The sequence below is a fragment of the Leptospira fainei serovar Hurstbridge str. BUT 6 genome, assembly GCF_000306235.2.
GTDB classification, from domain to species: Bacteria; Spirochaetota; Leptospiria; order Leptospirales; family Leptospiraceae; genus Leptospira_B; species Leptospira_B fainei.
In genome coordinates, this window is the sequence record NZ_AKWZ02000010.1 from 1,320,769 (window position 1) to 1,346,744 (window position 25,976).

Consider the following 25,976-nt stretch of genomic DNA (forward strand, 5'->3'; position numbering starts at 1 on the left):
ATGAAATTGAAATTAATCGTCGGAAACAAAAAAGCGATTTCGAAAGTCGTTTCGCTTCGGGCAAAGTCTTCTCGCGGGGAGCTCCCAAACTGCACTCTTCTTATTTCGGAAGAACTATACGATCGTTTTCGGAAAAGGTGGCAGGGAGAGCGAGCGCTCGCACGTTGCTTAAACGAACTACTTACGATTTATGGGACCGGTTTGGAAAAAGGTGATAAGTTGAATCCTGGCTCGTTTATGCTTCTCTATCAACGAAAACGCTATGACTCCGGATCGGGTTGGAATCGAATCAATTTTCGACCTGATGGAAACGATTGGACAAGACTCGGAAATTTATCGCGATGGCATGGAGTGTCTAGATGCTTTTTATTTAGTTATCTACTGGAAATCCACTTAAAGCGGAAAGCGGTATCAAAAGCTCTCGCGTCAGCTTCGGGCAAAAAAAGTGCTTAGAAATTCGTCCCCGAGAGGGATCAAACGTCCGCTCTCGGTTTTATTTCTTCCAGGTTAATCGAAGAAAGAGAACTTAATTTACCAATCTCTTCCTCGACGGAAACCAATCTTTCAATCATAGTGCTTAGCAAGATTGAAAAAAATTTAGGATTTGTCTGTCCGATTTTATGAAACATATCCTGATCTAGACTTCCGATCTTCGCTTTATCCGAAGCGACTCTTGCACCGGCGGCTCTCGGAATCTTGCTTATCAAAGCCATTTCTCCGAAGAAGGAACCGGAACTAAGCTTGCGAATTACCCTTACTTCTCCGTCGTACGTCTTCAGGATTTCTACTTCTCCGTGAAGTAGAAAATACATCATCCCAGTGGACGTATCCTTCTCTTCGAATACGCTTTCTCCGGCTATATAAGTTTTAACGGAAATATTATTAATAAATTCTAATACGTTTATGCTCATGCGACGGTTTCCTTTTCGGGTTTCATGTTGATCGCATTGGCAGCGGGGTTTATATTGGGAATTGCCTTTTTCTCTTTCTCGGAAAGTTCGGATTGAGTTTCTTCCTTAGGAAGTTCAGGAGTCGGTGAGGCCGTTTTCTCGGTAGGTTCTTCTTCATTTTTCCGGTGTATCTCGGAGTAAAGCGATTCAAGTTTTGCTTCGGCTCGGTTTAATTTTTCAATCGTATTCTTGAGTAGCAAAAGGAGAAACTGGGGACTGGTTTGTTCCAGCTTACTGAAGACGGACTTATTCAAGATTCCGACTTTGGCAGTCGGCGAAATCACTCGGACCGACATAGTTCTTCGTTTCCCGGAGATCAGGGAGATTTCGCCGAAGAATTCACCGGGAGAAAGATCCTTAATGGGTCTCTCCTGATCTTGTTCGCGACGTTTTGAAACTCTCAATTGACCCTGAAAAAGAAAATACATGTTTCCGTCCGGAAAGTCCCCTTCTCGGAAAATATAGGAACCCCTTTCATAGGTTATCGGAGTGACGCTTTGTAAAAGATCGGCTGCCGTCATATAAAGTGATTCGACGTAATAAACTAGGTAGATCCAAAGTCTCGAGCAAAAATTAGAATCCGAAATATGTTCCAATTTTCTACGGACGCTCGGGTTGGAACTCCGTCATACGAAATTTAATTGGATTGCAAACGGAGTATTCGATCTTGTTATCCCTTGGGTGATGATAGAATGTGTAAAAATTCCTCGTATCGAAAATGTAAAAATAAAGATTGAGAGTTGAATGATATTTTTCCGGACGAATATTAAATAAGACGAATGCAAATTTTAGAATGAATGCGGGTTGCTATAAAATTTTTCGTAAATTAGAATATGTTTTTCATTTACGGGACTTTATTCCTCAAGCGGATTTTATTTTTTAATTGCATTATAAAAATTATGAATCTATAATTTCTAAAAAATGCTTCCTTTTTGACTCGCGGCTAAATGAGAGTTATTTAATCGGAAAACATGGTCGATCGTTTGGAGATCATGATCGATAAAAATTAATCGAAAAGCGCAAATCATTTTAATAATCTAATTACGCTAAACGAGATATCCCTGAAACGGTAAATATTTCGAACTATTAATGGATGCTGATTTTTTATAAAATCGATCGCTGGGGCACTCGTACGTTTTACAGACCCTATCCGAAAGAAGGTTTTATTTATGAGGATTTTTTATTTAATTTCCACTCTTTGGATTTTATGGCTTTATTCTTCTCGAGAGTACGTAACATTAGGAACTTATAATTCTTTCGAAGAATGTCGATCGGCAAAAACTTCCGATCAATCGGGGATTATGCTTTGGAAAACCGAGTGTAGAGAGTCGGCGAGATAGAAAAGCTTCGAGATAATTTTCCGAAGTCTTCTCTAAGAAACGGCAGGATCAATTCGAAAGTGAATTCGAAAAGAATGTGATTTAAGCGGATCTATGCTTTTTAATTTAGGAAAAATTATTTCAGTAAAAATTCTGATCTTCGATTTAGAATTTCCACGCATAAGCCAGTTCTGAATTCCAGCCCAATGTATTTCCGCCTAACGCGAAAGGACGATACGTCGGGCTGACACTGAAGCGAATTCCTTCCGGGTTCGGATCTCCAGCCAATAGCTTTTCCTTTTGAACGCCTAAATAATACGAATACAGAATCTGCAATCCGTAAGCGACCCCGAATGCAATAAGGGCATCGTTGGAATGCGTGCTCGCATCTCGATAGTGATTAAATGCTCCGCCTGAATACGCCGAGCCAACTAAAACTCGGACCAACGTTGCGGAAGGTTGATTTAAGCTTGAATCATTTTGCGAAATGACTAAATATTCATATACTTTGTTTTGATAGGCGGCTTTGGCGGAATGAAACTCGCTATTTGTTTTCGTGCTATAATAGGCAAGACCGAGTACTGCTGCAAATGTAACTACTCCTTGCCATTTCTTATCCGCTTTCCATAAACCCCATCCTGGAAGTACTGCGGAGCTTAACGGATAATTCCAGCGAGGCTTTTGCCACCATCTCTGTTTTCCAGGTTGAATGGGCTCTTCTTTTACCTGTGCCTGCTCTATGGTTTTCGGCGTTTCTACCTTTTTGGGTTCTTGCTTTGGTTCGTCTTTTAGACGAAGCTCTTGTATTTCCGTTTTAGGAATGGTGAGAACTTTACCCCCGACCTCCATCTGCACGTCGGTACGCGTTTGGTTTACCACTTTTCCTTGGAGAACTTTCCCGTTTTTAAGCGTTAAAGTGGCGCTGAAAATTGCGTTGGAGGAAATAATGATAAGAAAGAATATAATAATCCAACGCAGGGGCATAGAGCGAACCGGACTGCCTGGGAATAATCCTTCCGAAAGGTTAAAATTCATCGGTTCGAGATTTTCTTGGCAATATCTTTCTTCAAGAAAAAACCTAATTTACTTGAAAAAACGGAACCAGGAAAAAACTTTCATTCTACCGTGTCGGATACCTTATTTTTCGAGAAATTATACAATAAGAATAAGGATCATTTGTTCTCCTTTATTCGGCGTTCGGTGAGGGATGAATCAACCGCCCTCGACCTTTTACAAGACACGTTTTTGAACTTCTTTAAACATTATTCCGGTAAGGTCCTTCCGGAAGAACAGATCGCCCGGATGATTCTTTTTAGAATTGCCCGGAATCTCATGATTAACCACGGCAAATCTTACTATCAAAAGAACGTTTCATTGGTTGGTGAGGAGGCTGGGACCTTTTTCGGCTCAAAAACTCAGGGTCCGGAAGGCCAGGTTTTGGATGATATCGCGGCTCAGGATCTGGCTAAAATGCTATCTATTCTTTTTGAAATTTTACCGGAAGACCAAAAGACAGCGTTAGACCTTCGTTATGCGCAAGGATGCAAGTTGGAAGAAATCGCGCAGGTTCTGGAGCTTTCGGTATCCGGCGTTTCCCGGTTGCTGGAAAGAGCGGAAAAAGCGATTTTACAGGAAGGAAAACGGAGGGGATTTCAACCGGAATCCTTCTTAAAAAATTGAGAAATCGCTTTTTTAAATCTTCGAACGAATGATTAATTTCGTCAGAAATGTGTATGACCGCAAAAAAACGAGCAACGAAATTCACTCCAGTTTGTTGGTCCAACTGAAAGCGGGAGAAACGCTCGAAGAGCCGGAACCTGAAGATAGAAACGGAGAAATAGGATGAATAAGATGACACCCGAATTCGAACCCTATGCCGAGCTCCTTAAAAGGACTCGTACCGTTTCTAAACTCCCCGACTTCGATCCTTCGTGGATCGGAAAGTCTCCCCGCTTTGAAGTGGAGGCAGTCGTTGTGGAAACCTCAAATAAGAGTAATTTAGCAGAACTTCCCAAATCAAGTCGTCGCGTCTTTTTGTTCGCAGCGGCAGCAGTTCTCTTAGTAGGTATTGGTATAGGCGGATATTTCAAATTTTCCAAATCACAAACTCAGGTGGTAGAAGGAGCAATTCTGAAAGCCGCGGTAGTGTTTGTAAAAGGTGATGCGAAAGTTGTTCGCGATGTTGAAGCTCCGATTCATCTGGGCGATATTTTGACCGAAGGGGATCGAATCGTTACAGGTTCCGGAGGTTCGGTCGACATTGGACTTACGGATTCTAGTATCATTCGCCTTAAAGAGAAATCGACGTTATTGTTAAAAGGATTGCGTGAGACGGATTCTTCTCAAGTTAAACTTTCCCTTTTATCAGGTAGAATTTTAAGCTTGGTCGAGAAAGAGAAGAAGAATGCAAACTTTGTCGTCGATACCCCAACCGTTGTGGCGGCAGTTCGCGGAACATCGTTTGAAGTGGATGCAAGTTCCGAGGAATCTTCGGTATATGTTGCGGATGGAGCTGTCGAAGTTACGCCGTTAATCAACGATGAAGCTCAGAAAGTCTTGAGTGTCGGCGGGCTAGTGATCGTCACAGTAGAGAAAGCCACCTATTATGAAGATACGGATCGCAGTAAGAAAGCTCTTCCGGAATACACGGAAATGCGTAAGAACTTAAACGCACTAGACAAAGAAGTTATGGAGACTACAAGAAATCTCAAGTCCGCTAAGACCGAAGCGGAGTTGAGCCAAATGTATGATAAGAGTATCGAGCAAATCATTTTGAAAGATGGACGTGAACTCCGCGGAGTCGTCGTTTCTCAGAAAAAAGGTAAGCTGATTATTCAAACCTTGAAAGGGTCCTACATACTAGACGAAGCCGTGGTTGAAACGATTCGATACTAATGTAGATTTTTTCACCGTTCTTTAGCGGATTAAAACCCGGATGTGGAAACGCTTCCGGGTTTTTTGTATTAACGGCTTTTAACGTTTAAAATGAATATCGTCAAAGGGATTTCGTCGTTTAAAAAAACGATTAAAGCAGTTGGTGAGCAACGGGCCGATCGATCGAATAAGAACCTCCGCCGGTTATGACTAAGGAGAAAGCCATCGCAACTGCGAGAATATGGTACTCGAATCCTTCGCCTCCTTTATCTCCGAACCAATTCATAAAAAAACCGTGATCTATATGAGTTAATCCGGCGACACTCAATGTTATCCCGATTCCGAGGGCCCATAAACGAGTCAGAAAACCGACACTGATGCAGATCGAACCCGTAAATTCGAAAACAATCGCTAATACGCCCATAAAATAAGGAAAGCCCAACGTATCGGTAAAATAATCCATAGCTACCTCGAAGCCGGAGCCTTCAAACCAACCCACTGCCTTTTGGGCCCCGTGAGGGAAGATACAAATAGCCAATCCTATCCTGATTAGGAAAGGGCCGATTCCGGGTTTGGTAGCAAAGAATGAGTAAAGCATGCCTTCCTGGGAGTATCGGGGCGCCGAGAAAGGGATTCTACCCATTTTTGCGGGAGTCAACCGAATCCGGGACGGATTGTTCAAAGTAAAAGAGGTTGTCGAAGCGGCCTATTCTGAAAATTTTGGTATTACGAACGCATCGGAAGGTACCTATGTCTGAAGAGACTGCCGAAAAAAAGAACAAAAAGATCAACAAGATGTCCGTTCAGGAGCTTGACCAAGCTCTTAAGGACGCCGTCGAGAAGATGAATGGGGAAACGAGCAAGTACGTACAGCATCTTAAAGCGAGAAAAGAAGAATTACTCGCTAAAAAGAAGTAAGCACTACTAGTCTTGAACCTAAGGCTTCCGTCTAAATGGCGGAAGCCTTCTCCTCCACCCGCCTTAAGTAAGAACCATGCTACAGTTTATAGATATCAAGCACAGGTTCGGTAGCTCTACCCTCTTTGATAAGTTTTCATGGCATATTAAACCCGGTTCCAAGGTCGCTCTTGTCGGACCGAACGGTTCCGGAAAATCCACATTGTTCCGAATGGCGGAAGGCGATCTCATTCCGGAAGAAGGAATCGTAAGTAGATCCAAGCATACCGAAATCTCCCTCTTCCAACAGATTCCGGATTTCGATTTCGAAGTGTCCGTCATTGAGACTGCATTAACGCGCCATAAACATTATAACGAATATGTAACTCGTTCCCGCGATATTCATACGCTCATGGACGGCGCAGATCATGATTCTCCTGAATTTAGTAATCTATTGGAAGAGCAAAGCGCTCTGGAAGAATACGCATTCACCTACGGCGTTCACGAGTTGGAAGCAAAAGCCCGCAAAATCATAGGCGGTCTGGGCTTTTCCAACGAACAGATGGAACGTAAGGTGCGGGAATTTTCTCCCGGTTATCAGCATAGACTTGGATTAGCGATCGCGATTTTGAATCCCGGAAACCTTCTTCTTTTGGACGAGCCGACAAATCATTTGGACCATGCGTCCAAAGAATGGCTGGCGGAATATCTGAGAACCACAAGTCGATCTTTTGTTTTGGTTACGCATGATCCTGAATTTTTGAATGCCACCACCGATACGATCGCGGAGTTAAATCCTTCGGGTGTCCTCGAATTTAAAGGGACCTTAGAGGAGTACTTCGAGCATAAAAACGAACTTTTAGAAAAACTTCGCGTGCAATTTCAAAAAGAAGAAGCCTATCTGAAAAAGAGAACGGAATGGGTTGAAAGATTCCGCGCGAAAGCCACTAAAGCAAGGGCAGTTCAAAGCGTTATTAAGAAGCTTGAAAAAAGGGATAAGGTGGATGCCCCGGAAGATTCCTTTTGGAATTCAAAAACGGATTACACTTTCAATTATATTCCGTGCGGCAATATGGCGTTTCGAGTCGAGGATGCGGATTTTTCTTACGACGGTAAAAAACCCGATATCTTCGCAGGAGCCGAATTGCACGTATCAACCGGGGATAAGATCGCAGTTATCGGGCCGAATGGGGCCGGCAAATCCACTTTTTTGAGATGTATATTAGGAATTCATAAATTAACTAAGGGTTTTATAACCTTCGGCCCGAAGACCAAGATCGGATATTTTTCCCAAAATCACCACGAAGATTTGAATCCGGATAAATCGCTTTTGGAAACCGTCCTTGCCGTCTACCCGGATATGTCCGAAGTAGAGGCCAGAAGTCTATTAGGGTATTTTTCGTTTTCGGATGATCGAGTATATAAGAAAGTCGGTTTACTTTCCGGCGGGGAGCAAAGTCGATTGAGATTGGCCTTGCTCGTCAAGTTCGGCTCTAATTGTCTATTTTTGGACGAACCTACGAACCATTTGGATTTGGTTGTCAGAGATAACTTGAAAAGAGCGTTGCAGGCATATCCAGGTGCCGTGCTCGTGATTTCCCACGATCCCGAATTTTTAAAGGATCTCTGCAACCGTACTATTTCCGTATCCGGCGGTAAAATCCGGGATCTGAATACCAGCTTTGCCGATTATCTTAGATTTCCGCCTGAGGATTTGCAGTCGGAGGGCGGTATAAACAAACCTCAAGAATCTTCGCTATCGAACGAATCGAAGGATAAGACCCGCTCACAGAGAAACGCGGATAAAAATCGAGTTAAAAAAATTCAGAAAGAAATCGAACAAATCGAATCGAAAATAGCGCTATTAGAAAAAAATAAATCTAATTCAGAGGAATTATTGGCGGATCCTCAATTTTACAAAAATCGCAGTTACCAATTGGAATTAGACAATTATAATCAAACGAAACTTGAAATCGGCCGTTTAACCGAACAATGGGAAAGTTTACAATTGGAACTGGAAGAACTTTCCGCAATCGTATAAACTTTTTCGAATTTAGGAGCGAATACAATGAGTCCAAAAGAGCTGAAAACTAGACTGGATGCTCGCAAATCCGGAGGCGATGATTTTTATCTTTTGGATGTCCGTAATCCGAACGAGCAGGAAATTTGTCTGATAGAAGGAACCGATTTATTAATACCTGTATCCGATCTTCCTGCGCATATAGCGGAGTTAGAGCCGTGGAAACAATCCGGGAAGGATATCATCGTTTATTGCCGATCGGGCGGAAGATCCGGAAGCGCTTGCGCATTTTTGAAATCCGTAGGATATACTAAGGTTTTTAATTTGGAAGGCGGGGTTCTTAGATATTCCGACGACGTAGATTCTTCCTTAGCCAAGTATTAAGCTGAAGGATGACGTTTCCCAAAATTCAAATTTAAAATGCGTCTCTGCCGGGAGAGAAGCAATGTATTTCTTACCTTGAAAGAAAGTTTATCAATGCTGGAAAAACGATTTCCGGATGCTCGATATGCGGAAGATGACCGGACTTAGATACCAACAAGAATGAGGGCTTTATTAGTTCCTTCACGTAGGAACCGGTAGCAAGAGGAGTCGTTCGATCTTCTTCTCCCCAGATTAATAATATGGGTTTTTCGGTATTTGCCAAATTTTCATAAATCGGTTTTGGATCGTGGGAAAGAAGATGTCTAAGCGAGGATAGGATTGCGGATCCGAAACCTTTGAATTTCATTTGTTCCTGATACTTCTCATTCCAGCCGTTCGGGATTTTTTCAGGATCGAAAAACTCTCCTGCTAAGCGTTTGGGCATGGCAGGAATGAGAATCGATGTGGATAAGTATTCACCGATTCCACGAAGGTTTAACGGGAAAATTTTTGCCTTTTCGGAGAAGGGGTCAATGAGTACAACCTTTCCGATTCGTTCGGAATTTTTACTCACAAAGCTCGCACTGATCGGACCGCCCATAGAAAGACCGATTATATCGAAAGTCTCGGAAACTTTTAAAGCGGTTAGAAGTTCCTCCAACTGCGCTTGAAAAAGTTGAATATCGTAGATCGTTTCCGGTCGATCCGAATAACCTCTCCCGTACAAATCGAATCTAAGCACTTTAAAACCGGCTTTTACTAGCGCATTTGTAGTGGAATCCCAGATAAAATAAGGAACAGAAAATCCGTGCACTAACACGACTAGTCGACCTTTTTCAGGCCCGGAAATCTCATAATGAGTGAGTCCCTTGGAGAGGCGCACGAACTTTCCTTCGACCTTACTTCTGATTTCCGGAGTTAATTCTTGGGTTTCTACGGATCTAAGATATGGGGCTGCGGCGAGCGCCATTAGCAATACGATGGAAGCGAATAGAAATACTTTCTTTTTCATTTAAGTTTTTTCTGAACAGATATTTTAGAGATCTAAAATAAGATCCAAAAGAACTTTAAAATCGTCCAGATTTTTTGGACGGATTACAGCTCGTCGCCTAAAAGAATTTTGCGGAAAAACAAAAATCCTTCATCCAACGGGTCGCCCATTCCGCGCTTCTTAAGCATGCCGGTCATATCCAAAACGATAATACCGTACATCCAGGAATACATCGTTCGAGCAAGTGAAGGATATTCTTCTTCCGTGATGATAAATTCACCGGAGCGACAACCCTCTCGGATCGTTTCAAGAAATACCCGATAACTCGTGGGTAATTTTGGAAATGCTTTGCGATGCATGTGACCGTGAACGGTATTAAACATCACTTTGTGAAGCTCTTGGTTGTTTCCCGAAAATTCATAGTAAGTACGCGCAATTCGAGTTAATTTTTCGTACGCGTTTTTACCCTGTAATTTTGCTTCTCGCAAAGTCTCCGTAAGCTGAGCTTCACCTTGCGAGATCAAGATCTTAATGATATCCTGCTGGCTTTTAAAATGTGAGTAAGGACTCGCAACGCTGCAATCTAATTTCTCAGCGATTCTTCGCATGGATAATCCGTCGATCCCATCTTCGGTAAGAATTTCCATCGCAGCTTGTACGATGGTCTGCTTATTAAGGCTGTTTCTGGTGCGCCGTTTCGGGCGAGTAGCTACTAGGGTCATGGACTGCCTTCCGGACAGAGTCTAGAGAACTATTGTCCTCCGATAATGTTCTGTCCTATTCCAGTTATCCTGAAAATGGGCAGAACATTCAAGAGTTTCCTTTCCAAATTCGGGGTTTTTCGGAGGATGGGTTCATAAAAAAGAAACGGATTAACCGGATGAAAATAAAGGAAAAGAGCCTGACAAAACCTAAAAAGAAGGCATCCGAAACCTCTTCCAAGCGCTCAAAAGTCGGTAATGTGGCCTCCCAAGTCAAAAAGGCAGTAGTTAAAGCAGTACCGAATAAAAAACATTTTCCTGCACCTTGGAATCTGAATGGAGAAGGGTTTATCTTTCCGTTGCTGGCGAATCGATCGTACAACTTAGATATGGGCTTTTTCGACCAGGAAGATCGCGAGAATTACCGTGGCGGTCTCGGATCACTTATGTTCGTAAATTACGAATCTTCGAATGTAGGGCCTTATTACGAGATCCTTTACATTCCCGGGAATTTTGAATACAAAGATCGAACGTATAAGAGAATCACCCGAATTTTCGTATCTAGTCGGGAATCCGTGGAAGAAGGATTCCGTAATTGGGCGATTCCGAAAGAACAAGCGGATTTCGTATGGCAAAAAACCGGATCCGTTACAAAAATCGAGATTTCTCGAGATGGAAAAATTTTCCTGAGAGCGATGATTAAAACTTTGGGGTTTAATTTTCCGGTGAGCACATCCCTCTTCGACATCTCCCTCTTGCAAAAAGCGAACGACGGCGAATACCTGAATACTGCTTTTGCCGGAAGGGGGAAAGGTAAGTTTGCTCGATTGGAAAGTTTCTGGGTGGATGAAAACCTATTCCCGAATTTTTTGAATGCAGGCGGGTTCAAGACAGGAGTTGGAATCAATCCGTTTGATTTGGTTTTTCCCGTCGCAAAAAAACTAAGTTGAAGAATCATAGAAATATAATATTTATTAGAGGAACGAAGTAAATGGAAGAAGCGGTTATTTTAGACGGTATAAGGACTCCTTTCGGCAATTTTGGCGGAACCTTAAAGGATCTCAGCGCAGTGGACTTGGGAGTTCATGTTTCAAAGACTCTTTTAGAAAGAACTAAAATAAATCCCGAAGACATCGCCGAATCGATTTTCGGAAACGTGATACCTACGGGAAAAGAAGCCATTTATCTGGCACGGCATATCGGATTGAAAACCGGATTGCCTCTAAGCGTTCCCGCTCTTACTTTAAATCGTCTTTGCGGTTCCGGAATGGAGGCGATTATTCAAGCGGCTAAGAAAATCTATCTTGGCGACGCCGACGCGGTGCTTGCAGGCGGCTCCGAATCTATGAGTAATGCACCTTACGTTGTTCGTAATGCCCGCTGGGGTGTGCGGTACGGATCTTCGGAGTTTGAAGATACTCTCGAACAAGGCTTAACGGATCAGTATGTCGGATTGATTATGGGGGCAACTGCGGAAAATCTTGCAGACCAGTACAAGATCAGTCGCAAGGAACAAGACGAGTGGGCGGGAATTTCCCAATTGAGGGCGGAGAAGGCGACGTTGGAAGGTCGACTGAAAGAAGAGATCGTATCTATTACCGTTGGCGGGAAAAAGCCGGTCACTCTGGAAAAGGATGAATTCATCAAGGGCGCCGCATCAATAGAGAAACTTGGCGGTCTAAAGCCCGCATTTAGAGACGGTGGAACCGTTACTGCAGGAAACGCTTCAGGATTAAACGATGGCGCCTCTGCGACAATCATCGCTTCGGCTTCCTACGCCAAGAAAATCGGCAGGAAACCGTTGGCCATCATTCGCGGATACGGACACGCAGGTTGCGATCCGGCTAAAATGGGTATCGGACCTGCTATCGCGATTCCTGCCGCGTTAAAAAAAGCGGGATTAAAGCTTTCCGATATGAGTTTAGTCGAAGTAAACGAGGCCTTTGCAGCTCAATACCTTGCCGTTCAAAAAGAACTCGGATTGAATCCGGATATTACTAACGTCAACGGCGGTGCGGTCGCTATCGGTCATCCGTTGGGAGCTAGCGGGGCGCGCGTTACGATCACTCTTGCTTATGAGTTGAGACGTCGCAAAGCAAAATTCGGCGTGGCTTCCCTTTGCATCGGGGGCGGACAAGGAATCGCACTCGTGTTGGAAAACCCGGAAGCCTAGATCCCGGATATAATTGTCGAAAACGTGCCGACCTCTCTTCTTTATAGATTGAAGTGGGGGCGGCCGTGATATTCCTTTTTTTTTTAAGTTCTCTCCGTTACGTCACGTTTAACTGAAATGCATCGGCTAAAAGTTCGTAGGATCGCAAACGGTCTTTGAAATCATGGGTAATCGTCGTAACTACGATTTCGTCGACCTGGTATTCTTTAGCTAAATCCAAGAGTCTTGCTTTAACTTGAACCGGTGTCCCGGTTACCATACGCCCTCGGTTATAGGCGATACGATATTCTTCGGCATCCGTATATCTTCGGGATTTTATTTCATCGTAAGAAACGATTCCTTCGCTGATTCCCTTCTCGATATTGAGTAGTTGCCGATCCATCACTGCGCGAAGTTCGTTCGCTTTTTCTTCGGTTTCCGCGCAAAGCACGAAAACTCCCACGCTTCCTTGCGGTCGTCGTAAAGCCTCCGACTGCTGAAATCTTTCTCGGTAGGCACGCATCGCCTGCGGCCCGCCGTTCGGATTAATGAAGTGAGCGAAGGACAATGCCATACCAAAATGAGCGGCTAAGAGTCCGCTTTCTCCGCTAGATGTTAAAATCCATAACTCGGGTACAGTTTCTGCGATTGGAATTGCTTTTACTTTCTCTTGTATGGAATCGGGTTCGACAGTGTCCGTAAGGAAATGTTTTAAATCTATCAGTTGCTGCACGAAATCGTTTTGAACGAAACTGTTTCCAGGATTCAGAATAGCAGCAGTTAGTCTATCTCCGCCAGGCGCTCTCCCTACCCCCAAATCGATTCTTCCGGGAAAAAGGGTTTCCAACATTCTAAAATTTTCCGCGACTTTAAGAGAACTATGGTTCGGAAGCATAACTCCTCCGGAACCGACTCGAATTCTATTCGTTTCGCCCGCTAGATGTGCGATTAATACTTCCGGGCTTGAACCGGCCAACCCTAGTATATTATGATGTTCTGATACCCAAAAACGATGATAACCTAAACGGTCCACTAATCGTATTAGCTCGACGGTCTCGCGAACTGCTTGTTTTGCAGTGCCGCCCTTTCGAATCGGAGATTGATCTAAGACGCTTAATTTAAGCATTAAAATGCCGATTTCACCACTCACCATCCGCTAGTAAAGCGTTGCCGTCTACCTTTGCATTCGGCAGAATTTTCCGTATCGATGTTAGGGCGTCATCCGCGCGCTTCTTTGTTCTTCCATTTATGAAAACGATCGCACCTTCGTTTAATAATTGTACGGCGATTGCCAATCCGATTCCCGCAGTGTATCCGGTTACTAATGCGATTTCTTCCTTTAAGTGAGTTTCCATTTATTCATTTCGCTCCAAACAAAGCTCTGTTGTTTAGACATGATCTAAAAGTCGGATTACGGATTCGGCGAAAGAATGCGAAAAGATTTTTTGCCGAAACCGACCGAAGAATATCGATTAGTATTTTCTTCGATGCAGAAATCAAGATTCTCAAACTCCAAATTTTGGCCGTATTCCGAATGCCGGAGAACATCTTTGTCAATTGCCGAGGATTTAAGCGAAAGTCCTAACCTATTTATTTAACTCTACGTCCTCGATGGATGACGGCGAGAATGCTTCCTGGAAACGTAACATTTTCGAATGGAGACCATCCGCTTTTGCTTTTGATATCCTCTTTTCGGAATGTAGTCGGCTGATGAAAATTGAGGACTGTAAAACTGGCGCAGTATCCGAGTTCTAATTTTCCAAAGCCCTTACCGTATTCTTTCGGTAAGAATTCGTTAACGAATTCTCCCGGATTCTCCGAACAAATTGCGGCGATTTTTTCCAGTGAAATTTCTCCGGAGCGATACAGCCATGTAACGAAGAGTGCATAGGTGTCTAGTTGAGAGATTCCGGACGTTCCCCTTTTTTTTTCCTCGATTGAATGGGGCGCATGGTCCGTAGCTAGATAGTCGATCCACCCGTCTCGGATACCTTGCAGTAGCATCGTTCTATCTTCGGGCCCGCGCAAGGGTGGATTCATTTGAAACCAATGCCGATTTTCATCCGTGAGCATCGTTCGATCGAAATAGAGATGGGTCGGAGTCACTTCGCAAGTTACCGAAACTCCGCGTCGCTTAGCGTTAATTATTCTTTGTAATCCTTCACCTGTGGAATAATGACAGAGCTTTCCTTTAAGTCCGTATTTTTCGATTAAGTAAAGAGCAAAATCCGTTGCCAAAGTTTCGGCTTCAGGCGGTCTTCGATCTTCATGCAGGAGTTCACCTTGACTTTTTTCCAAAATCTCGGGATCTTCGCAATGAAAGCTAACATTTTGTCCTTCATAATGCTTTATCGTATCTTCCAACTGCTCGTTTGAGTGAAAGAATAATTCACCGACAGATGGGCCCATGAACGCTTTATAAGGAACATGTAATGTTAAAGGTTTGGTTTTTGGCCCGATTCCGGCATAGAGGGTGATCCGAACCGGAGATCGATCCGCTAATTCCTGCTTTCTCCGATAGATATCATCGTTAACCGGAGGGAGCGGGTTATTGGGCATATCGGCAATATGTATTACGCCCCCGTTGATCGCGGCCAAGCCTGCGGATTGAAAATCCTCTTTGTAAGTATGCTTTTTTGTTTCATCTTCCCGAGCATGAACATGAATGTCCCCGAATCCGGCAAAGATCACGGACTGATCCGGATCGAAGAGCAAATCGCCTTCCTCTTGGGTTTGCAGGATCGAGCCATAATGAATTGCGGAAATAAGTCCGGTATCCGGATCCATTTCCAGAACGCCCTTAAAGGATCCGGTTGAAGTTTGAAATTGGCCCGATATTCGGCGAATGATCCCTTTCATTAATCCAGATTGGATTCAGCTCCCTTTTTTTTCTATCGCATTCAGGAGTTTTGTGAGCGTGGGAGAAACTCCTTCGTCTGTTTGAATTTCCACGGCTATGTCTTGGGCTTCGGCTAAGCGCCCTTCTAAGAAATATAATTCGGCAAGATGCAGGCGATTTTGAGAATGCCTCGGATTCTCCGAACGGACTTTCTCCGCCAGGCGGATTGCCTCTTTCCGATTTCCGAGTTTCTTTAAGCAATAGGAAGTTAAAAAAATAACTTCCGGATCGTTCGTTCCTAAAGCACGGATCGCTTCGGCAGCCAAATAGGCGCGTTGATAATCCTTCGCTTTCAATGCTGCTTTCAAAATAAGTTTGGATCTGTTCGGATCCGAGGAAGGTAAGCTTTCTAATTCCGTAAGAATCTGTCCCAATTCTTTCGGTGAATGGGCTAGTTTAATTCTTTGTAAAGTCTCTTTCCAAGAGCTGTCTTTGAATACGGAGTGATGACCGGAAATTCCAGTTTCGTTCGCAGCTGCGGAGCGAATCGATTGGATCATTCGATTGAACTGGTCTGCAAGACTTCCGATCTCATCCCAGGCCTCCGCACGAAGTTCCCGTTCTAAATCCCCTTCCGTCGCGAGTTCCAGTCCGGAATATAATCTTTCCAAAGGATGGAATATGATAAATGAGAGAAATGCATGGATTCCGATTCCGAACAGAAAGAGACAGAGCAGAAAGGCGAGCAAAGGCTTGGCCAAAAGTTTTGTTTCGAACGCGAGATAATCCTTATACGGTATTCCTGTTTCTTTTGCTTGCGTTTTGCCCGGAGATTTTTGGATTAGAGAATAATAATATTTTTCCTCTGTTCCGGGAATTTTTCGAAATCTGGGTTCTCCATCGGGAACAAGCTCTCGCGATTGGTCTAGTATCAGTTCTCTTAACGATTCGCCTTCGGCCGGGGAGTTTTTTACGATGCCAGAAAGAACTTTCAAGTATTGGGCAAGAGTCGCGTCTCTTCCGTCGGGATTTAATATTGCTATCGCTTCCTCTTTGAGTTCTTTTTCAGGAAGGTTTTTGATTTTTTTCCGAATCTTCTCCAAATCTTTCGAAAGACCGATTAATTTTTCGGAATACTCCGGGTTCCCGATCCAATTTTTTCCCGCTTCGGAATAGGCCGGAAATTCGTGCATGAGTAATTGCGGATTTTCCCAAATGAACGAAAGGATCAAATCCCGCTTTGTCTCCGTGAATAAGGATGGATCCAAGCCCCCCGAAACTCCGGAGTTAAAACCGCTCGCTTCTTGAACCGTAAATGTGTAGGATTTAGGAGAAAGGTCTTCTGCTTTTTGCCGTTCGCTTACCGTTTCTCTAAGCGAATCCAGTCCGGGCTGTAGAAATAGCCAGCTGCTTCCCTGAAAAACGAAGAGGAGGAGCAATATGATTCCCAATATTAACGGGTTTCGAACGCTGAAAGCTTCTCCCGACGCTCTTAAATGGACGAGCCAAGCGATGAATAACGCGGTAAGAAAGAGCGGATTCCAGAAAGATAGGGCCATTGCACGATCGATCGGTATGGCTATTTCCTTCGTATGAAATAGTAACGTGGTTCCGAACAAGAGAAGAAATGGAACCCATAGTGAGACGGCCATTAATTTTATGTCGGCTCTCGGCGCTTGAAAGGCTCGCACTGCTCCTAAAATCAGTGCGGCTCCTAAATAGGAGGATAAAATCCAGGCTAAAATTCTTTCATCGCCGAGTCGAATTACGTCAAAGACGTTTCCGGAGAAATCATAACTGGGAGGAAAGGGAACCGTTCTTAATACGTGCAAAATTAAAGAACCCAAGGCCAAGAGAAAGCCTCCGGTCAGTAAACTTCTCCCTGATTTATGGGAGCTTTGAGGATTTAAGAAGTAGAAGTACGCGAGAAGATGTGTGCAGGCTAAAATTGCGCTTGGAATGGAAATCCAGCGATGGAGAAAAGAAATAGGATAAAAGAAGGAAGTCCCCACCAAAAAGGCGAGTTGCATTAGGGCGAAATATAAAAAGACCCAACCCAGATGGACTGTGGACTCCAATTTTTCTTTGGGTGAGAGTAAAAAAAACGCGCAAAGCCCCGAGACTATGAATCCCGTGAGATAGCACACACTAGCGAAGGTGAGGACCGTCATTCCATTCTCCCGGATATGTTCCGATCCCCCGAACGATTGCCGGTCCGATCGGAGGAGTTTGTCGTCCCGATGTTAGGATTCCGCCTAAACCAAGGAAAGTCTTATTTCACGCAAATTGCGGCGAATTTTGCGGTGGTTGGGCTGGAATTCGATTCGCCCGAATTTAGATTCACGATTTGGAAATTACCTTTGTCTCCTTCCGGAGTGGTGGACCAAAAATATCCTAATGATTTAAGTTTCTTATCCGCTCGTTTGGAGAATGTCTTTAGCTCTTCTTTGTCCGGGAGGCGCTTTCTTCTTCCTGAACAATATTCCACCGCTTCTTCCCAAGTGGCCGGTTGTCCTGCGACGTCATCCCACCCATGCTTGCCGTATACCGGAGTTTTATCCAGATACTCCATTAGAATGAAATAACCAAAGAAAAGAATAAGCGAAATGGCTGCAAATCCGGTCAACTTTACTAAGAAAGACGAGTGGCGAGGTTCTTTTGCCGCTGGAAGTTCTTTCATTGTTTGGCTGATCTTATTTGCGACAGTCTGTTGCTGTCTGTTGCTGGGCTTTCCTTGATCCGGTCTGCGTTTCGTCTGGTTGCCGGTTTGGTGCCCCCTATTTCCGCCTGGTTTATGAGGAGAATCCTGTTTTTTTTGGTGAGAGGATTTACGTGGAGGCTTGCGACGATTCGCCATTGAGGAGGTATCCTTTATCTTTCGAGTTTCAGGCGTTCCTTCGAGTAATAGACTATCGAAGAGGAGCCGCCGCTTCCGACGGGTTCCGAAAGCCGCCGTAAAAAAGAATCTCTACCACGAGGACCGCATTTCGTAAAGAAAAAACCTCTCTCCTATTCGGAAAGGCTCCAAACCGTTTCGGAAAAAGGTCGAACGAATCCTCATAAAGGAAAGGATTGTCCAAGAATGGAAACGATTCATATCGGCATGATCGGTGCTGGAACTGTAGGTTCGGGTGTTTTAAAGATTCTTCGGGAGGAAACCCATCGAATCGAAAAGGATTTCGGATTATCAATCGTACTTCATTCTGTATGCACTCGGACTCCGGATAAAGTTCTTCCGATTCTTAAGGAATTTCCGAATACGATTCTCACCGACGATATTTCAAAGGTCGCAGGGAATCCTGAAATCGATATGATTCTGGAATTAATCGGCGGCACGACTGCATCTGAAGAGATCGTTGTCCGCTCCTTACAGGCTAAACAAACCGTCATTACGGCAAACAAGGCTTTGCTTTCCGAAAAAGGGGATTCATTATTTAAGATTGCGGAAGAAAATCATACCGAAATCGGTTACGAAGCCGCAGTTGGCGGTGCAATACCGGTCATCAGAGCGATCCGTAATTGTTTGGCAGGAGATCGATTTCTTGGATTGTACGGAATTTTAAACGGCACGACCAATTTCATTCTTTCTAAGATGGAAAAGGAGAATTTGGACTACGCGGCTGCGCTACGTTTGGCTCAAGAGAAAGGATTTGCGGAAGCGGATCCGTCTTTCGACGTCGAGGGAATCGATACGGCGCATAAAATCAGCATATTAGGTTCTCTTGCATTCGGGGAGAAAATTCCTTTACAGAGCATAACGACCGAGGGGATAACAAAGATTACGCGATTGGACATTCAGTTTGCTTCCGATCTAGGTTATAGAATTAAATTATTGGGTTTGGTTCGTAAGTTGGACGGTAAGATTGAAGCTCGAGTTCAGCCGGTGATGATTCCGGTCCAGCATGCCTTTGCAAGCGTGATGAACGAAACGAATGCAGTATATTATAAAACCGCCTATGCGGGATCGGGACTTTTAATCGGAAAAGGGGCGGGTGCTCTTCCGACGGCGTCGGCAGTGATCGCAGATTTGGTATATTATGCTTCTCGTCGCAAAAAAAACCTACCGCTGGAGCGAAATCGGTTTCATCGGGCTACAATTTCCGAAGCAAATCAGACGGAAGCTAGATATTATTTACGATTTAATTCAGTTGATCAACCGGGCGTTTTGGCTGAAATTGCTAAAGTTCTTGGGATAAACGGAGTTTCGATATCTTCAGTACGTCAAAACGAGTCCGACCAGGAACCGGCCGAAGTTGTTGTCGTCACGCATCCTTGCGTTGAAGCTTCGATTTTGGCATCTCTCGGAAGAATCGATTCACTGGATGTGATTTTGGAGCCTTCGATTGCCATCCGTTTGGAGGACAAATTGTAATTCATGGACGAATTCCCGTTCACTATCTCTCTTCACGGAGGTTACGGGGATGAACATTTGGATTTATTTTTGGATATCGACGGAATTTCTCGTCTAATCACCTTCGGAGCACAAGTTTCTTATTGGGAAAACTTGTGCCAAGGGGGGACGGTCACTTTTCGCAGAAAGGAAGACCACCGAAGAATTTACCTCGAGTTTGAGGGAGAAATCGACGGAAAGGGGTGGATACGGATTCTAACCCATGGGATTGCTCTGGTGGAATCAAAGCTAAAAAACATCAAGGGAAGTGAGGAAGTCCAAGCCTCCCTTAAAGATGGCAAACTGCTGTTATAGCACGGATCAGGAAGAAATGGCAAGAACGGAATTCGAAGGGCTGTTTATAGAAACAAAACGTACTCCCGTAAAAGAGAGGGAAGTTCTCGTCGTAACGATGAACGGAAAGGTGACAAATTCAAACGCTTTTGAAATTTCGCGTAAGATAAACTTCGTTTTTGACGAGGGCGTTTTCGAGATTATTTTGGATCTCTCCGCCCTAGAATATATCAACAGCGTGGGTGTTGCGACTCTTCTTACGTTAATTAAAACTGTGGACCAGCATAACGGCAAAATCGTTATCGGCGGTCTAAATCATTTTTTAGAAAATGTAATTCGTTTAATGGAATTACCTAAAAAAGTCGCGATCTACCATACATTGGAAGAAGCTAAGACGGCCTTTGCATAATCCGCATCGGCTGCACAGCTTTACGGAGTAACCGCCCGTTTTCTCAGGGTTTTTCGCTTAACAGTTTCAGAAAATAAAATATACTAATTACAACCATTACTCCGCTTGCGACGAACTTTGCCGTACGTAACAGATTCAACGGAAAAGCTAAATTTCCCGCAGGTTCGGGATATGAGAATAGAATTCTGCATATCACAAGATTCTCAAGTGAATCAAATGCAAGATATGCCAATGGAATATACATAGCTTTAGGTGCGGAAATTTCGTTTGTCCTAATTCTATAAAGTAAGCCGATTAAAAAGCAAAAACTGATCGTAAGTGAAGTCGGCAATACCAAATCCCCTATTAGTATCATCTTATGAGCCCGAATTCCTTGTTCGCCGTAATGTTTTAGGAGATCGTTTGTTTCGGATTCGGACAAGATAGGCGAACGGGAGTCGGTCAGGTTGGCTCCTCCGGCCATATCCAAAATTCCGTATCCACCGGTAGAATTGTAAAATGCTGTGGCGATTCCGTTCATAACTAGCATTATGAGGACGGTAGCGATAAACGCGATAATAGTGTTCCGTTTGGTCGATCGATCGTATAGAAATTGAAGCATATTTTTCTCCGTTCTTTGTTTCTCAGAAAAACAGGACTTCGTCTGGAACTTAAGTTCCAGATAGAGGAAAAAGTTTCATCGATCTTTGTTCAGAAAGATGCAAAAAAGCAATCCTGTCCGATAAAGAAATCAGCTACGCAAATTAATTGGAGGTAAGGCTCTTTTTAAGGAATCGGGATCGGCTCATCTTCCCGCTCTTCTTCCTCGAATTGCTCATTGAATCGATTGAGTAGTTTTTGTTCTCGCAATTTAGCCGCGGCTTCCGAATAGATGCGTTCTTCGATTCTGCGCATCAAAAGGTCCAACCCGATTTTCTTGAACGCCGACACGTAGACCGTATCGATGTCCGCTTCTCGTATCAGTTCGGTCCTGGCTTCTTCAGGCAAACTATCGATCTTATTATAAACTAGGATTCTGGGAATTTCTGCCAGCCCCAAATCCTCCAGAATCGATTCCACTGCTTCCATATGCAGATGATGCTCCGGGTTGGATATATCCACGACATGCAGTAGTAAATCCGAATCCCCTAGCTCCTCCAGAGTCGCCTTGAACGCATTGGACAGTTCGGGAGGAAGATCATGGATAAATCCAACAGTATCCGAAATAATGATTTCTCTTTCTTCCGGAAATCTAAGTCGTCTCGAAGTCGGATCCAAGGTTGCGAAAAGTTTGTCTTCGGATAATACTTCCGAATTCGTAAGCATGTTCAAAAGAGTGGATTTGCCGGCATTCGTATATCCGACGATTCCGCAAACCGGGATCTCGTTTTTCTTACGCCTACGTCGCGCAATTTCCCTTCTTTTCTTCAGGGATTTTAATTCCTGCTCCAGACGGGAAATTCTTTCTTCCACTCTACGTTTACCGATTTCGAGTTTTGTTTCCCCCGGACCTCTTCCTCCGATCCCTCCGGTTAGCCTCGACATATTGTCGTCAAGTTCCGTTAGTCGCCCTTTAAGATACTTTAATTGAGCCAATTCGACTTGCAGCTTACCGTCGCGGCTTTTGGCATTTCTTGCAAAAATATCCAGGATGAGCTGAGTTCTATCGATTACTTTTAAGTCGGCATAATCGGAAATTTTTTTCGCTTGGGAAGGAGTTAATTCCAAATCGAACACGAGTAGTTCGACTTGTTTTTGGATCGCTTTCAGAACGATCTCCTCTAACTTTCCTTTTCCCAAAACCGTCGCGGGATCGAGCCGGTTTTTTCTTTGAATGAACGAATCGACCACATGAACTCCCGCCGTTCTACAGAGCTCTTTTAATTCGTCTATCGACTGACTCGGAGTTCGACCTCTTTTGTGTTCGGGATAAACGCCGACTAAAAAAGCCCGATTTTCTTTTTGTGCCCCTTTGAAATTGCGCCTATACCGAGCCATTCGAGTTTCTATATCTAGAATCTCTTCGAGTATCCCTTCTTCCAATTGGCCCGGATTCTTTCGCGGCAGGATCGTCCAAGGCTCGCCTTCTTCATCTTCGGGATTTACGTAAGCAGAATAATACACTTTGGGAAGACCGCTTTCGGCGACAGTAATTGCGGTAATATAATCCAGCCGAAGTAAAGCTAAGTCAGTTAAATCTTCCTGGTTTAAGGGCTCGTCCTTTAGATGAGTGTGCACGAGTCGTAAGCCTCGCAATCTTGCGTCCGACGTCCGAATTCGATCCAGCCACGGGATATCGATCGAGCTATCTGAGCCGACGATTACGTTGGTAACATATCCTGTTCTATCGATTAATATCCCGACCTGACGGCCGATTTCGTGGGAAAGTTCGGTGAGAGTTCTGGAAACTTCCGGGGTGATGATTACATTTTCCCGGATTCTTCTTTCTGAAAGTTTCTTCAGACGTTGCACTTGATTGGACTTAAGTCCGGAAAGGTTACCGCTGAGCTTACTAATAAAAGGACTCCTTTTAGCAATAGATTAACAGCTTTCAAAACGTTCGTCAAGCAGTTCCAAATCTAACTATTCTAGATTATTTAGACTACAAACGGCCGACAAAAATCAGGTCGGTTTTTTAATGCAGGAAAGAAATTATTCTGTAAAAATAAGGAACGCCGAGCGTACTTATGCATTAAGTGGAAAAAAAGGTCATTGCCGACTCGTGATCGGTCGAAAAAAAAGAATAGAGGCTTGAGGAGGGGATTGTTTCCTGGAACCGATGTCCTCTTTTTTATTTAAAATGCAGATGCGCACTAATTTCCGTATTTTCGTTGCTCTTCTTATCCTTGGAGCGCTGTGTGTCCTCGGAAGCGAATCAGCCTTTGCTCAAAATACCGCAGGTTCCCCCCCGTCCCCGAATTCCGATTCTTCTAATCCGGGATCGCAGGAAGGCGGGAATAGCGCGGACCCTGCACAAAATCCCGACGATCCTTCTGCTCCGGCAAATCCGGAATCGCTGCAAGACGCAAAGGAAATTAAAAAGTATAATGAACAGTTTAAGCGCGGACTTCTATCCGTCTTTCAAGCCGAGGCTAATCATAATATTACGAAGCTGAGCCGCTACGGATTAACCTACCCGATTCCAAGAGTAAGAGCCGCTGCGGCATTTGCGCTCGGTCGATTGGGTTCGAAGTCCGGCGTAAAGACTTTGCACAAAATGATCGATCACGACGGGGAGGCAGTTAGACAGGCCGCCTATTTCGGTTTAGCCGATATAGGCGCTCGCGCCTCGCTGGAATATTTTTATGCGGGCGCAAAGTCCAGTGATAAGGAAATTCGAATTTCTAGTTTTCGAGGAATGGGAAAAACGGCGGATCCTAGCGCCAGAGAAGTACTGCTTCGCAAAGGTATTACATCCGAGGATAAGGACATAGTTAAAGCTTCCATTCTCGGTTTGGGATATTATCAAGCGCCGGAAGACATTCGGATTTTTATCGATTATCTTAATTCGCCCGACGAGGAATTTCAGAAGGCGGCTGTCGAAGCGTTGGGTCGCCACAAAACTCGGACGTCTATGCATATCTTAGAGGATGCGTTTCGAGATAAGGGAAATCTTAGAGCGCAAATTTTGGATACTCTTACGTCTCAAAAAAATTCCTTCGCAGTTTTTGCTCTATTACGAATTTTGAATAATTTTCCGGATTCCGAGGTAATCTCTAAGGAAATCGGTATTCGACTGTATAAGTTAAAAGCTTTCGGCAAATTCATGACAGTTAATTCGGAAAAAGTGCCTCTACTTAAAGATCCGTTTGTGGGCTCGCAAAAGCTTAGAGACCTGGACGGCGGAGAAGTGGGTAAAGTCCTGCAAAGAAGTCCGAAACGTTACATACTGGACATCAATGGTCAAAGAATCGAAAATTACTATTACAAAGTATTAGTAAATACTAAATTCAAAGATGCATTTACCGAGACTGTATCCGGCTGGGTATTCGGATCCTATATTAAGATCAGAAGTATTTCCCTCCCGAAAGCATCCAAAAAACGTAAACGTCCTTCGATCCTGGACGACGAAGATCCTGCATCGAATCCGCAAAAGCAACCGGCGCCTTCCGGTGAAGAAGGTGGAACTCCGACGACAGACAGTCCCTGATCTGAATGTCGATTCGTTCCGATCTACTTCTCTCCTTCGAGTCGATCAGCAGGGAGGCGGGAGACCAAATTCTTAAATATTTCGACGGAAAATCGGAATACAGTTTAAAGGACCCCATGCAGGTTCTGACGAATGCCGACCTCGCTTCTCATGAAATTTTGCTGGAATCGTTGCATCGGGAGTTTTCCGGAATTCCGATCGTTTTAGAAGAACAGGAAAATTCGGAACCTTTACCGGCTTCATATTTAGTGTGCGACGAGCTAGACGGAACGACTCTGTTTTCTCGGGGAATCTCGGAATTTAGCGTGATTATGGCCTATGTTGAAGCGGGGAAGCCGGTTGCGGGATGTATTTATTTTCCCGCTACAGGCTCGATCGTTCTTTCCGAAAGAGGAAAAGGAACAACAGTAGACGGCCGTAAGGTCGCTTTTCTCGAGGCGTCGGATTTATCTCACAGCGTGGTTTCTTTAGAGATCAATAATACTCTTACGAATGAGGATTTTGCATGGATCGCGAACGTCGTAAAAAATTCCCTGGCGTCCAGATCTCTCGCAGCTACCGGAGCCGGATTTCGCGAACTCTTGCTCGGAAAGACCGATCTTTTTTTAAACTTTAATGGAGCCAAAGTCTGGGACTTCGCGGCCGGAGCGATCGCCGTAGAGGAAGCCGGCGGTATTTTGCTAAGTAAAGAGGGTAAGCCTTTGGAATGGGATAAAATTCGAATGTCCGGGGTCATATGTAAGGATAGTAATTTAGCCTCTTCAGTCTTTCGATTAAAACCTTAAGGGAGTCGAGAATTTTTCCTTTTGAACTTCATTAAAAGCTTTTAACCGGACTAGAATGCTGTAAAAATTAAACGCTAAGGGGATGGAATGCAGGATTTTTTAAACTTATTCGATTCGAAACATATCGACGCCTTTACCGTTACTGTGCGGATTTTCTTGATTATCCTTTTTGCAGGCCTTATCGGTTGGAACCGGGAGCAAAAAAATCACGGGGCCGGATTTAGAACTCATATCTTAATCGGGCTCGGTTCGACGATTTTGATGCTTCTATCCATTTTCGTTCCGTCCTACTATTCGGGAGAAATGGCCGATCCGACTCGTATCGCCGCGCAGGTCGTTTCAGGAGTGGGATTTCTTTGTGCCGGTGCGATTATTAAATCCGGAATGAATATCAAAGGATTGAATACGGCAGCTTCTATTTGGGTTGTTTCTTCGATCGGACTTTTAGTCGGGGCAGGTCTATATTTTGCCTCTCTCTTAACGACTGGGGTTACTCTGGTGATACTTATCGTGTTCGATTTGGTCGAATCGAAGTATTTCGGAAAATACGAATATAAAGTTTTGGTTTTGGACTTAAAACAAAAGAAGTTTCATCGAAAAGGATTTCGAGATCTGTTAGCCAAAAATAATCTTAAATTGGTTTCCGAGTCCTTTATGCAGGATTTCCTTTCTAAAAGTGCGCAGATCAAACTTACTATCGCGGTGCCGCACGGTTTTGACGTTTTAAATATCGTAGATGACGTGAAAGGACTCGCGGACGTGACCAAAATCAGTATCGAGTCTGCCTAAATTTCCGATTTGCCGATTATCTTATCGAGATAATTACGTATAACATCTACGTTTTTGCGAAATTGAAATTTTTC

At 44.0% G+C, this 25,976-nt stretch carries 29 protein-coding genes; 16 read left to right on the forward strand and 13 right to left on the reverse strand.

Annotation, left to right across the window (positions count from 1 at the left end):
* Positions 1-453: a DUF1564 family protein gene (locus LEP1GSC058_RS15340; RefSeq protein WP_039948698.1), complete on the forward strand. Its 453-nt coding sequence runs from the start codon at positions 1-3 to the stop codon at positions 451-453.
* A gap of 20 nt (positions 454-473) precedes the next feature.
* Here LEP1GSC058_RS15340 and LEP1GSC058_RS15345 read toward each other — a convergent pair whose 3' ends face one another.
* The 3 genes from LEP1GSC058_RS15345 to LEP1GSC058_RS15355 all read right to left on the reverse strand — a co-directional run bounded on the left by LEP1GSC058_RS15345 (position 474) and on the right by LEP1GSC058_RS15355 (position 3,304).
* The gene (locus LEP1GSC058_RS15345; protein ID WP_016550425.1) at positions 474-911 is read right to left on the reverse strand and encodes a Crp/Fnr family transcriptional regulator; all 438 of its coding nucleotides are present in this window, start codon (positions 909-911) and stop codon (positions 474-476) included.
* On the reverse strand, positions 908-1,471 hold the full coding sequence (locus LEP1GSC058_RS15350; protein WP_016549665.1) for a Crp/Fnr family transcriptional regulator: 564 nt from the start codon (positions 1,469-1,471) through the stop codon (positions 908-910). Before LEP1GSC058_RS15350 ends, LEP1GSC058_RS15345 begins: the two co-directional genes overlap by 4 nt.
* 963 nt (positions 1,472-2,434) lie before the next feature.
* Positions 2,435-3,304, reverse strand: a complete 870-nt coding sequence (locus LEP1GSC058_RS15355; RefSeq protein WP_016549461.1) for an LA_0442/LA_0875 N-terminal domain-containing protein — start codon at positions 3,302-3,304, stop codon at positions 2,435-2,437.
* A 90-nt stretch (positions 3,305-3,394) separates the two neighbouring features.
* Here LEP1GSC058_RS15355 and LEP1GSC058_RS15360 point away from each other — a divergent pair, with 90 nt between their 5' ends.
* The 3 genes from LEP1GSC058_RS15360 to LEP1GSC058_RS15365 are packed head-to-tail and all read left to right on the forward strand — an operon-like array spanning position 3,395 to position 5,164.
* The gene (locus LEP1GSC058_RS15360; RefSeq protein ID WP_039948700.1) at positions 3,395-3,949 is read left to right on the forward strand and encodes an RNA polymerase sigma factor; all 555 of its coding nucleotides are present in this window, start codon (positions 3,395-3,397) and stop codon (positions 3,947-3,949) included.
* Between the two features lie 28 nt (positions 3,950-3,977).
* Positions 3,978-4,115: a hypothetical protein gene (locus LEP1GSC058_RS20370; protein ID WP_198014410.1), complete on the forward strand. Its 138-nt coding sequence runs from the start codon at positions 3,978-3,980 to the stop codon at positions 4,113-4,115.
* Entirely contained in the window at positions 4,112-5,164 is a 1,053-nt protein-coding gene (locus LEP1GSC058_RS15365) for a FecR domain-containing protein (RefSeq protein WP_016549830.1), read from the forward strand. Before LEP1GSC058_RS20370 ends, LEP1GSC058_RS15365 begins: the two co-directional genes overlap by 4 nt.
* A gap of 130 nt (positions 5,165-5,294) precedes the next feature.
* Here LEP1GSC058_RS15365 and LEP1GSC058_RS15370 read toward each other — a convergent pair whose 3' ends face one another.
* Positions 5,295-5,741, reverse strand: coding sequence for a DoxX family protein (locus LEP1GSC058_RS15370; RefSeq protein WP_016550107.1), 447 nt, complete (start codon positions 5,739-5,741; stop codon positions 5,295-5,297).
* Here LEP1GSC058_RS15370 and LEP1GSC058_RS20195 point away from each other — a divergent pair.
* From LEP1GSC058_RS20195 to LEP1GSC058_RS15380, 4 genes are all read left to right on the forward strand, one after another.
* Positions 5,740-5,901 (forward strand): hypothetical protein, encoded by a 162-nt coding sequence (locus LEP1GSC058_RS20195; RefSeq protein WP_016550738.1) that lies wholly within the window; start codon positions 5,740-5,742, stop codon positions 5,899-5,901. The two genes, LEP1GSC058_RS15370 and LEP1GSC058_RS20195, sit on opposite strands and share 2 nt — an antisense overlap.
* Positions 5,894-6,061: a hypothetical protein gene (locus LEP1GSC058_RS20375; protein ID WP_010417180.1), complete on the forward strand. Its 168-nt coding sequence runs from the start codon at positions 5,894-5,896 to the stop codon at positions 6,059-6,061. Before LEP1GSC058_RS20195 ends, LEP1GSC058_RS20375 begins: the two co-directional genes overlap by 8 nt.
* 76 nt (positions 6,062-6,137) lie before the next feature.
* On the forward strand, positions 6,138-8,081 hold the full coding sequence (locus LEP1GSC058_RS15375; protein ID WP_016550980.1) for an ABC-F family ATP-binding cassette domain-containing protein: 1,944 nt from the start codon (positions 6,138-6,140) through the stop codon (positions 8,079-8,081).
* 27 nt (positions 8,082-8,108) lie between these two features.
* Complete coding sequence (locus LEP1GSC058_RS15380) at positions 8,109-8,444, forward strand: rhodanese-like domain-containing protein (protein WP_016550666.1); 336 nt, start codon at positions 8,109-8,111, stop codon at positions 8,442-8,444.
* Positions 8,445-8,514: 70 nt separating this feature from the next.
* On the opposite strand, the gene LEP1GSC058_RS15385 is transcribed toward LEP1GSC058_RS15380, so the two are convergent.
* A complete protein-coding gene (locus LEP1GSC058_RS15385; RefSeq protein ID WP_016549998.1) occupies positions 8,515-9,435 on the reverse strand; it encodes an alpha/beta fold hydrolase in 921 nt (306 codons plus the stop codon).
* Positions 9,436-9,518: 83 nt separating this feature from the next.
* A complete protein-coding gene (locus tag LEP1GSC058_RS15390; protein ID WP_039948442.1) occupies positions 9,519-10,136 on the reverse strand; it encodes a TetR/AcrR family transcriptional regulator in 618 nt (205 codons plus the stop codon).
* A 158-nt stretch (positions 10,137-10,294) separates the two neighbouring features.
* On the opposite strand from LEP1GSC058_RS15390, the gene LEP1GSC058_RS15395 reads away from it, so the two are divergent.
* Together LEP1GSC058_RS15395 and LEP1GSC058_RS15400 are read left to right on the forward strand one after the other, a co-directional pair.
* Positions 10,295-11,065 carry an acetoacetate decarboxylase family protein gene (locus LEP1GSC058_RS15395; RefSeq protein ID WP_039948701.1) on the forward strand — a complete coding sequence of 257 codons (771 nt, stop codon included), beginning with the start codon at positions 10,295-10,297 and terminating at the stop codon, positions 11,063-11,065.
* Between the two features lie 41 nt (positions 11,066-11,106).
* Positions 11,107-12,288 (forward strand): acetyl-CoA C-acetyltransferase, encoded by a 1,182-nt coding sequence (locus LEP1GSC058_RS15400; protein ID WP_016549712.1) that lies wholly within the window; start codon positions 11,107-11,109, stop codon positions 12,286-12,288.
* Between the two features lie 97 nt (positions 12,289-12,385).
* Here LEP1GSC058_RS15400 and LEP1GSC058_RS15405 read toward each other — a convergent pair whose 3' ends face one another.
* The 5 genes from LEP1GSC058_RS15405 to LEP1GSC058_RS15425 form a co-directional block, all read right to left on the reverse strand.
* Complete coding sequence (locus LEP1GSC058_RS15405; RefSeq protein ID WP_016549686.1) at positions 12,386-13,393, reverse strand: LLM class flavin-dependent oxidoreductase; 1,008 nt, start codon at positions 13,391-13,393, stop codon at positions 12,386-12,388.
* 13 nt (positions 13,394-13,406) lie between these two features.
* Complete coding sequence (locus tag LEP1GSC058_RS15410) at positions 13,407-13,622, reverse strand: SDR family NAD(P)-dependent oxidoreductase (protein WP_016550778.1); 216 nt, start codon at positions 13,620-13,622, stop codon at positions 13,407-13,409.
* A gap of 235 nt (positions 13,623-13,857) precedes the next feature.
* Positions 13,858-15,117, reverse strand: coding sequence for an amidohydrolase family protein (locus LEP1GSC058_RS15415; RefSeq protein ID WP_039948702.1), 1,260 nt, complete (start codon positions 15,115-15,117; stop codon positions 13,858-13,860).
* 24 nt (positions 15,118-15,141) lie between these two features.
* Positions 15,142-17,277, reverse strand: a complete 2,136-nt coding sequence (locus LEP1GSC058_RS15420; RefSeq protein WP_039948443.1) for a tetratricopeptide repeat protein — start codon at positions 17,275-17,277, stop codon at positions 15,142-15,144.
* 101 nt (positions 17,278-17,378) lie between these two features.
* Positions 17,379-17,963 (reverse strand): LIC_10572 family protein, encoded by a 585-nt coding sequence (locus LEP1GSC058_RS15425; protein ID WP_016550900.1) that lies wholly within the window; start codon positions 17,961-17,963, stop codon positions 17,379-17,381.
* Between the two features lie 225 nt (positions 17,964-18,188).
* Here LEP1GSC058_RS15425 and LEP1GSC058_RS15430 point away from each other — a divergent pair, with 225 nt between their 5' ends.
* From LEP1GSC058_RS15430 to LEP1GSC058_RS15440, 3 genes are read left to right on the forward strand one after another with little or no spacing between them, the layout of a single operon-like run.
* Positions 18,189-19,478: a homoserine dehydrogenase gene (locus LEP1GSC058_RS15430; protein ID WP_016550458.1), complete on the forward strand. Its 1,290-nt coding sequence runs from the start codon at positions 18,189-18,191 to the stop codon at positions 19,476-19,478.
* A gap of 3 nt (positions 19,479-19,481) precedes the next feature.
* A complete protein-coding gene (locus LEP1GSC058_RS15435) occupies positions 19,482-19,811 on the forward strand; it encodes a hypothetical protein (protein WP_016549696.1) in 330 nt (109 codons plus the stop codon).
* A 16-nt stretch (positions 19,812-19,827) separates the two neighbouring features.
* Positions 19,828-20,199, forward strand: coding sequence for an STAS domain-containing protein (locus tag LEP1GSC058_RS15440; protein ID WP_039948703.1), 372 nt, complete (start codon positions 19,828-19,830; stop codon positions 20,197-20,199).
* 43 nt (positions 20,200-20,242) lie between these two features.
* Here the strand turns inward: LEP1GSC058_RS15440 and LEP1GSC058_RS15445 are convergent, their stop codons facing one another.
* Together LEP1GSC058_RS15445 and hflX are read right to left on the reverse strand one after the other, a co-directional pair.
* Positions 20,243-20,800 carry a hypothetical protein gene (locus LEP1GSC058_RS15445; RefSeq protein WP_016549500.1) on the reverse strand — a complete coding sequence of 186 codons (558 nt, stop codon included), beginning with the start codon at positions 20,798-20,800 and terminating at the stop codon, positions 20,243-20,245.
* 164 nt (positions 20,801-20,964) lie between these two features.
* Complete coding sequence (gene hflX / locus LEP1GSC058_RS15450) at positions 20,965-22,650, reverse strand: GTPase HflX (RefSeq protein WP_016549324.1); 1,686 nt, start codon at positions 22,648-22,650, stop codon at positions 20,965-20,967.
* Positions 22,651-22,957: 307 nt separating this feature from the next.
* Here hflX and LEP1GSC058_RS15455 point away from each other — a divergent pair, with 307 nt between their 5' ends.
* From LEP1GSC058_RS15455 to LEP1GSC058_RS15465, 3 genes are all read left to right on the forward strand, one after another.
* Entirely contained in the window at positions 22,958-24,328 is a 1,371-nt protein-coding gene (locus LEP1GSC058_RS15455) for a HEAT repeat domain-containing protein (RefSeq protein WP_016549953.1), read from the forward strand.
* Positions 24,329-24,333: 5 nt separating this feature from the next.
* Complete coding sequence (locus LEP1GSC058_RS15460) at positions 24,334-25,113, forward strand: inositol monophosphatase family protein (RefSeq protein WP_016550787.1); 780 nt, start codon at positions 24,334-24,336, stop codon at positions 25,111-25,113.
* Between the two features lie 87 nt (positions 25,114-25,200).
* Positions 25,201-25,902, forward strand: a complete 702-nt coding sequence (locus LEP1GSC058_RS15465) for an MgtC/SapB family protein (protein ID WP_016550766.1) — start codon at positions 25,201-25,203, stop codon at positions 25,900-25,902.
* Positions 25,903-25,976 lie beyond the last annotated feature (74 nt).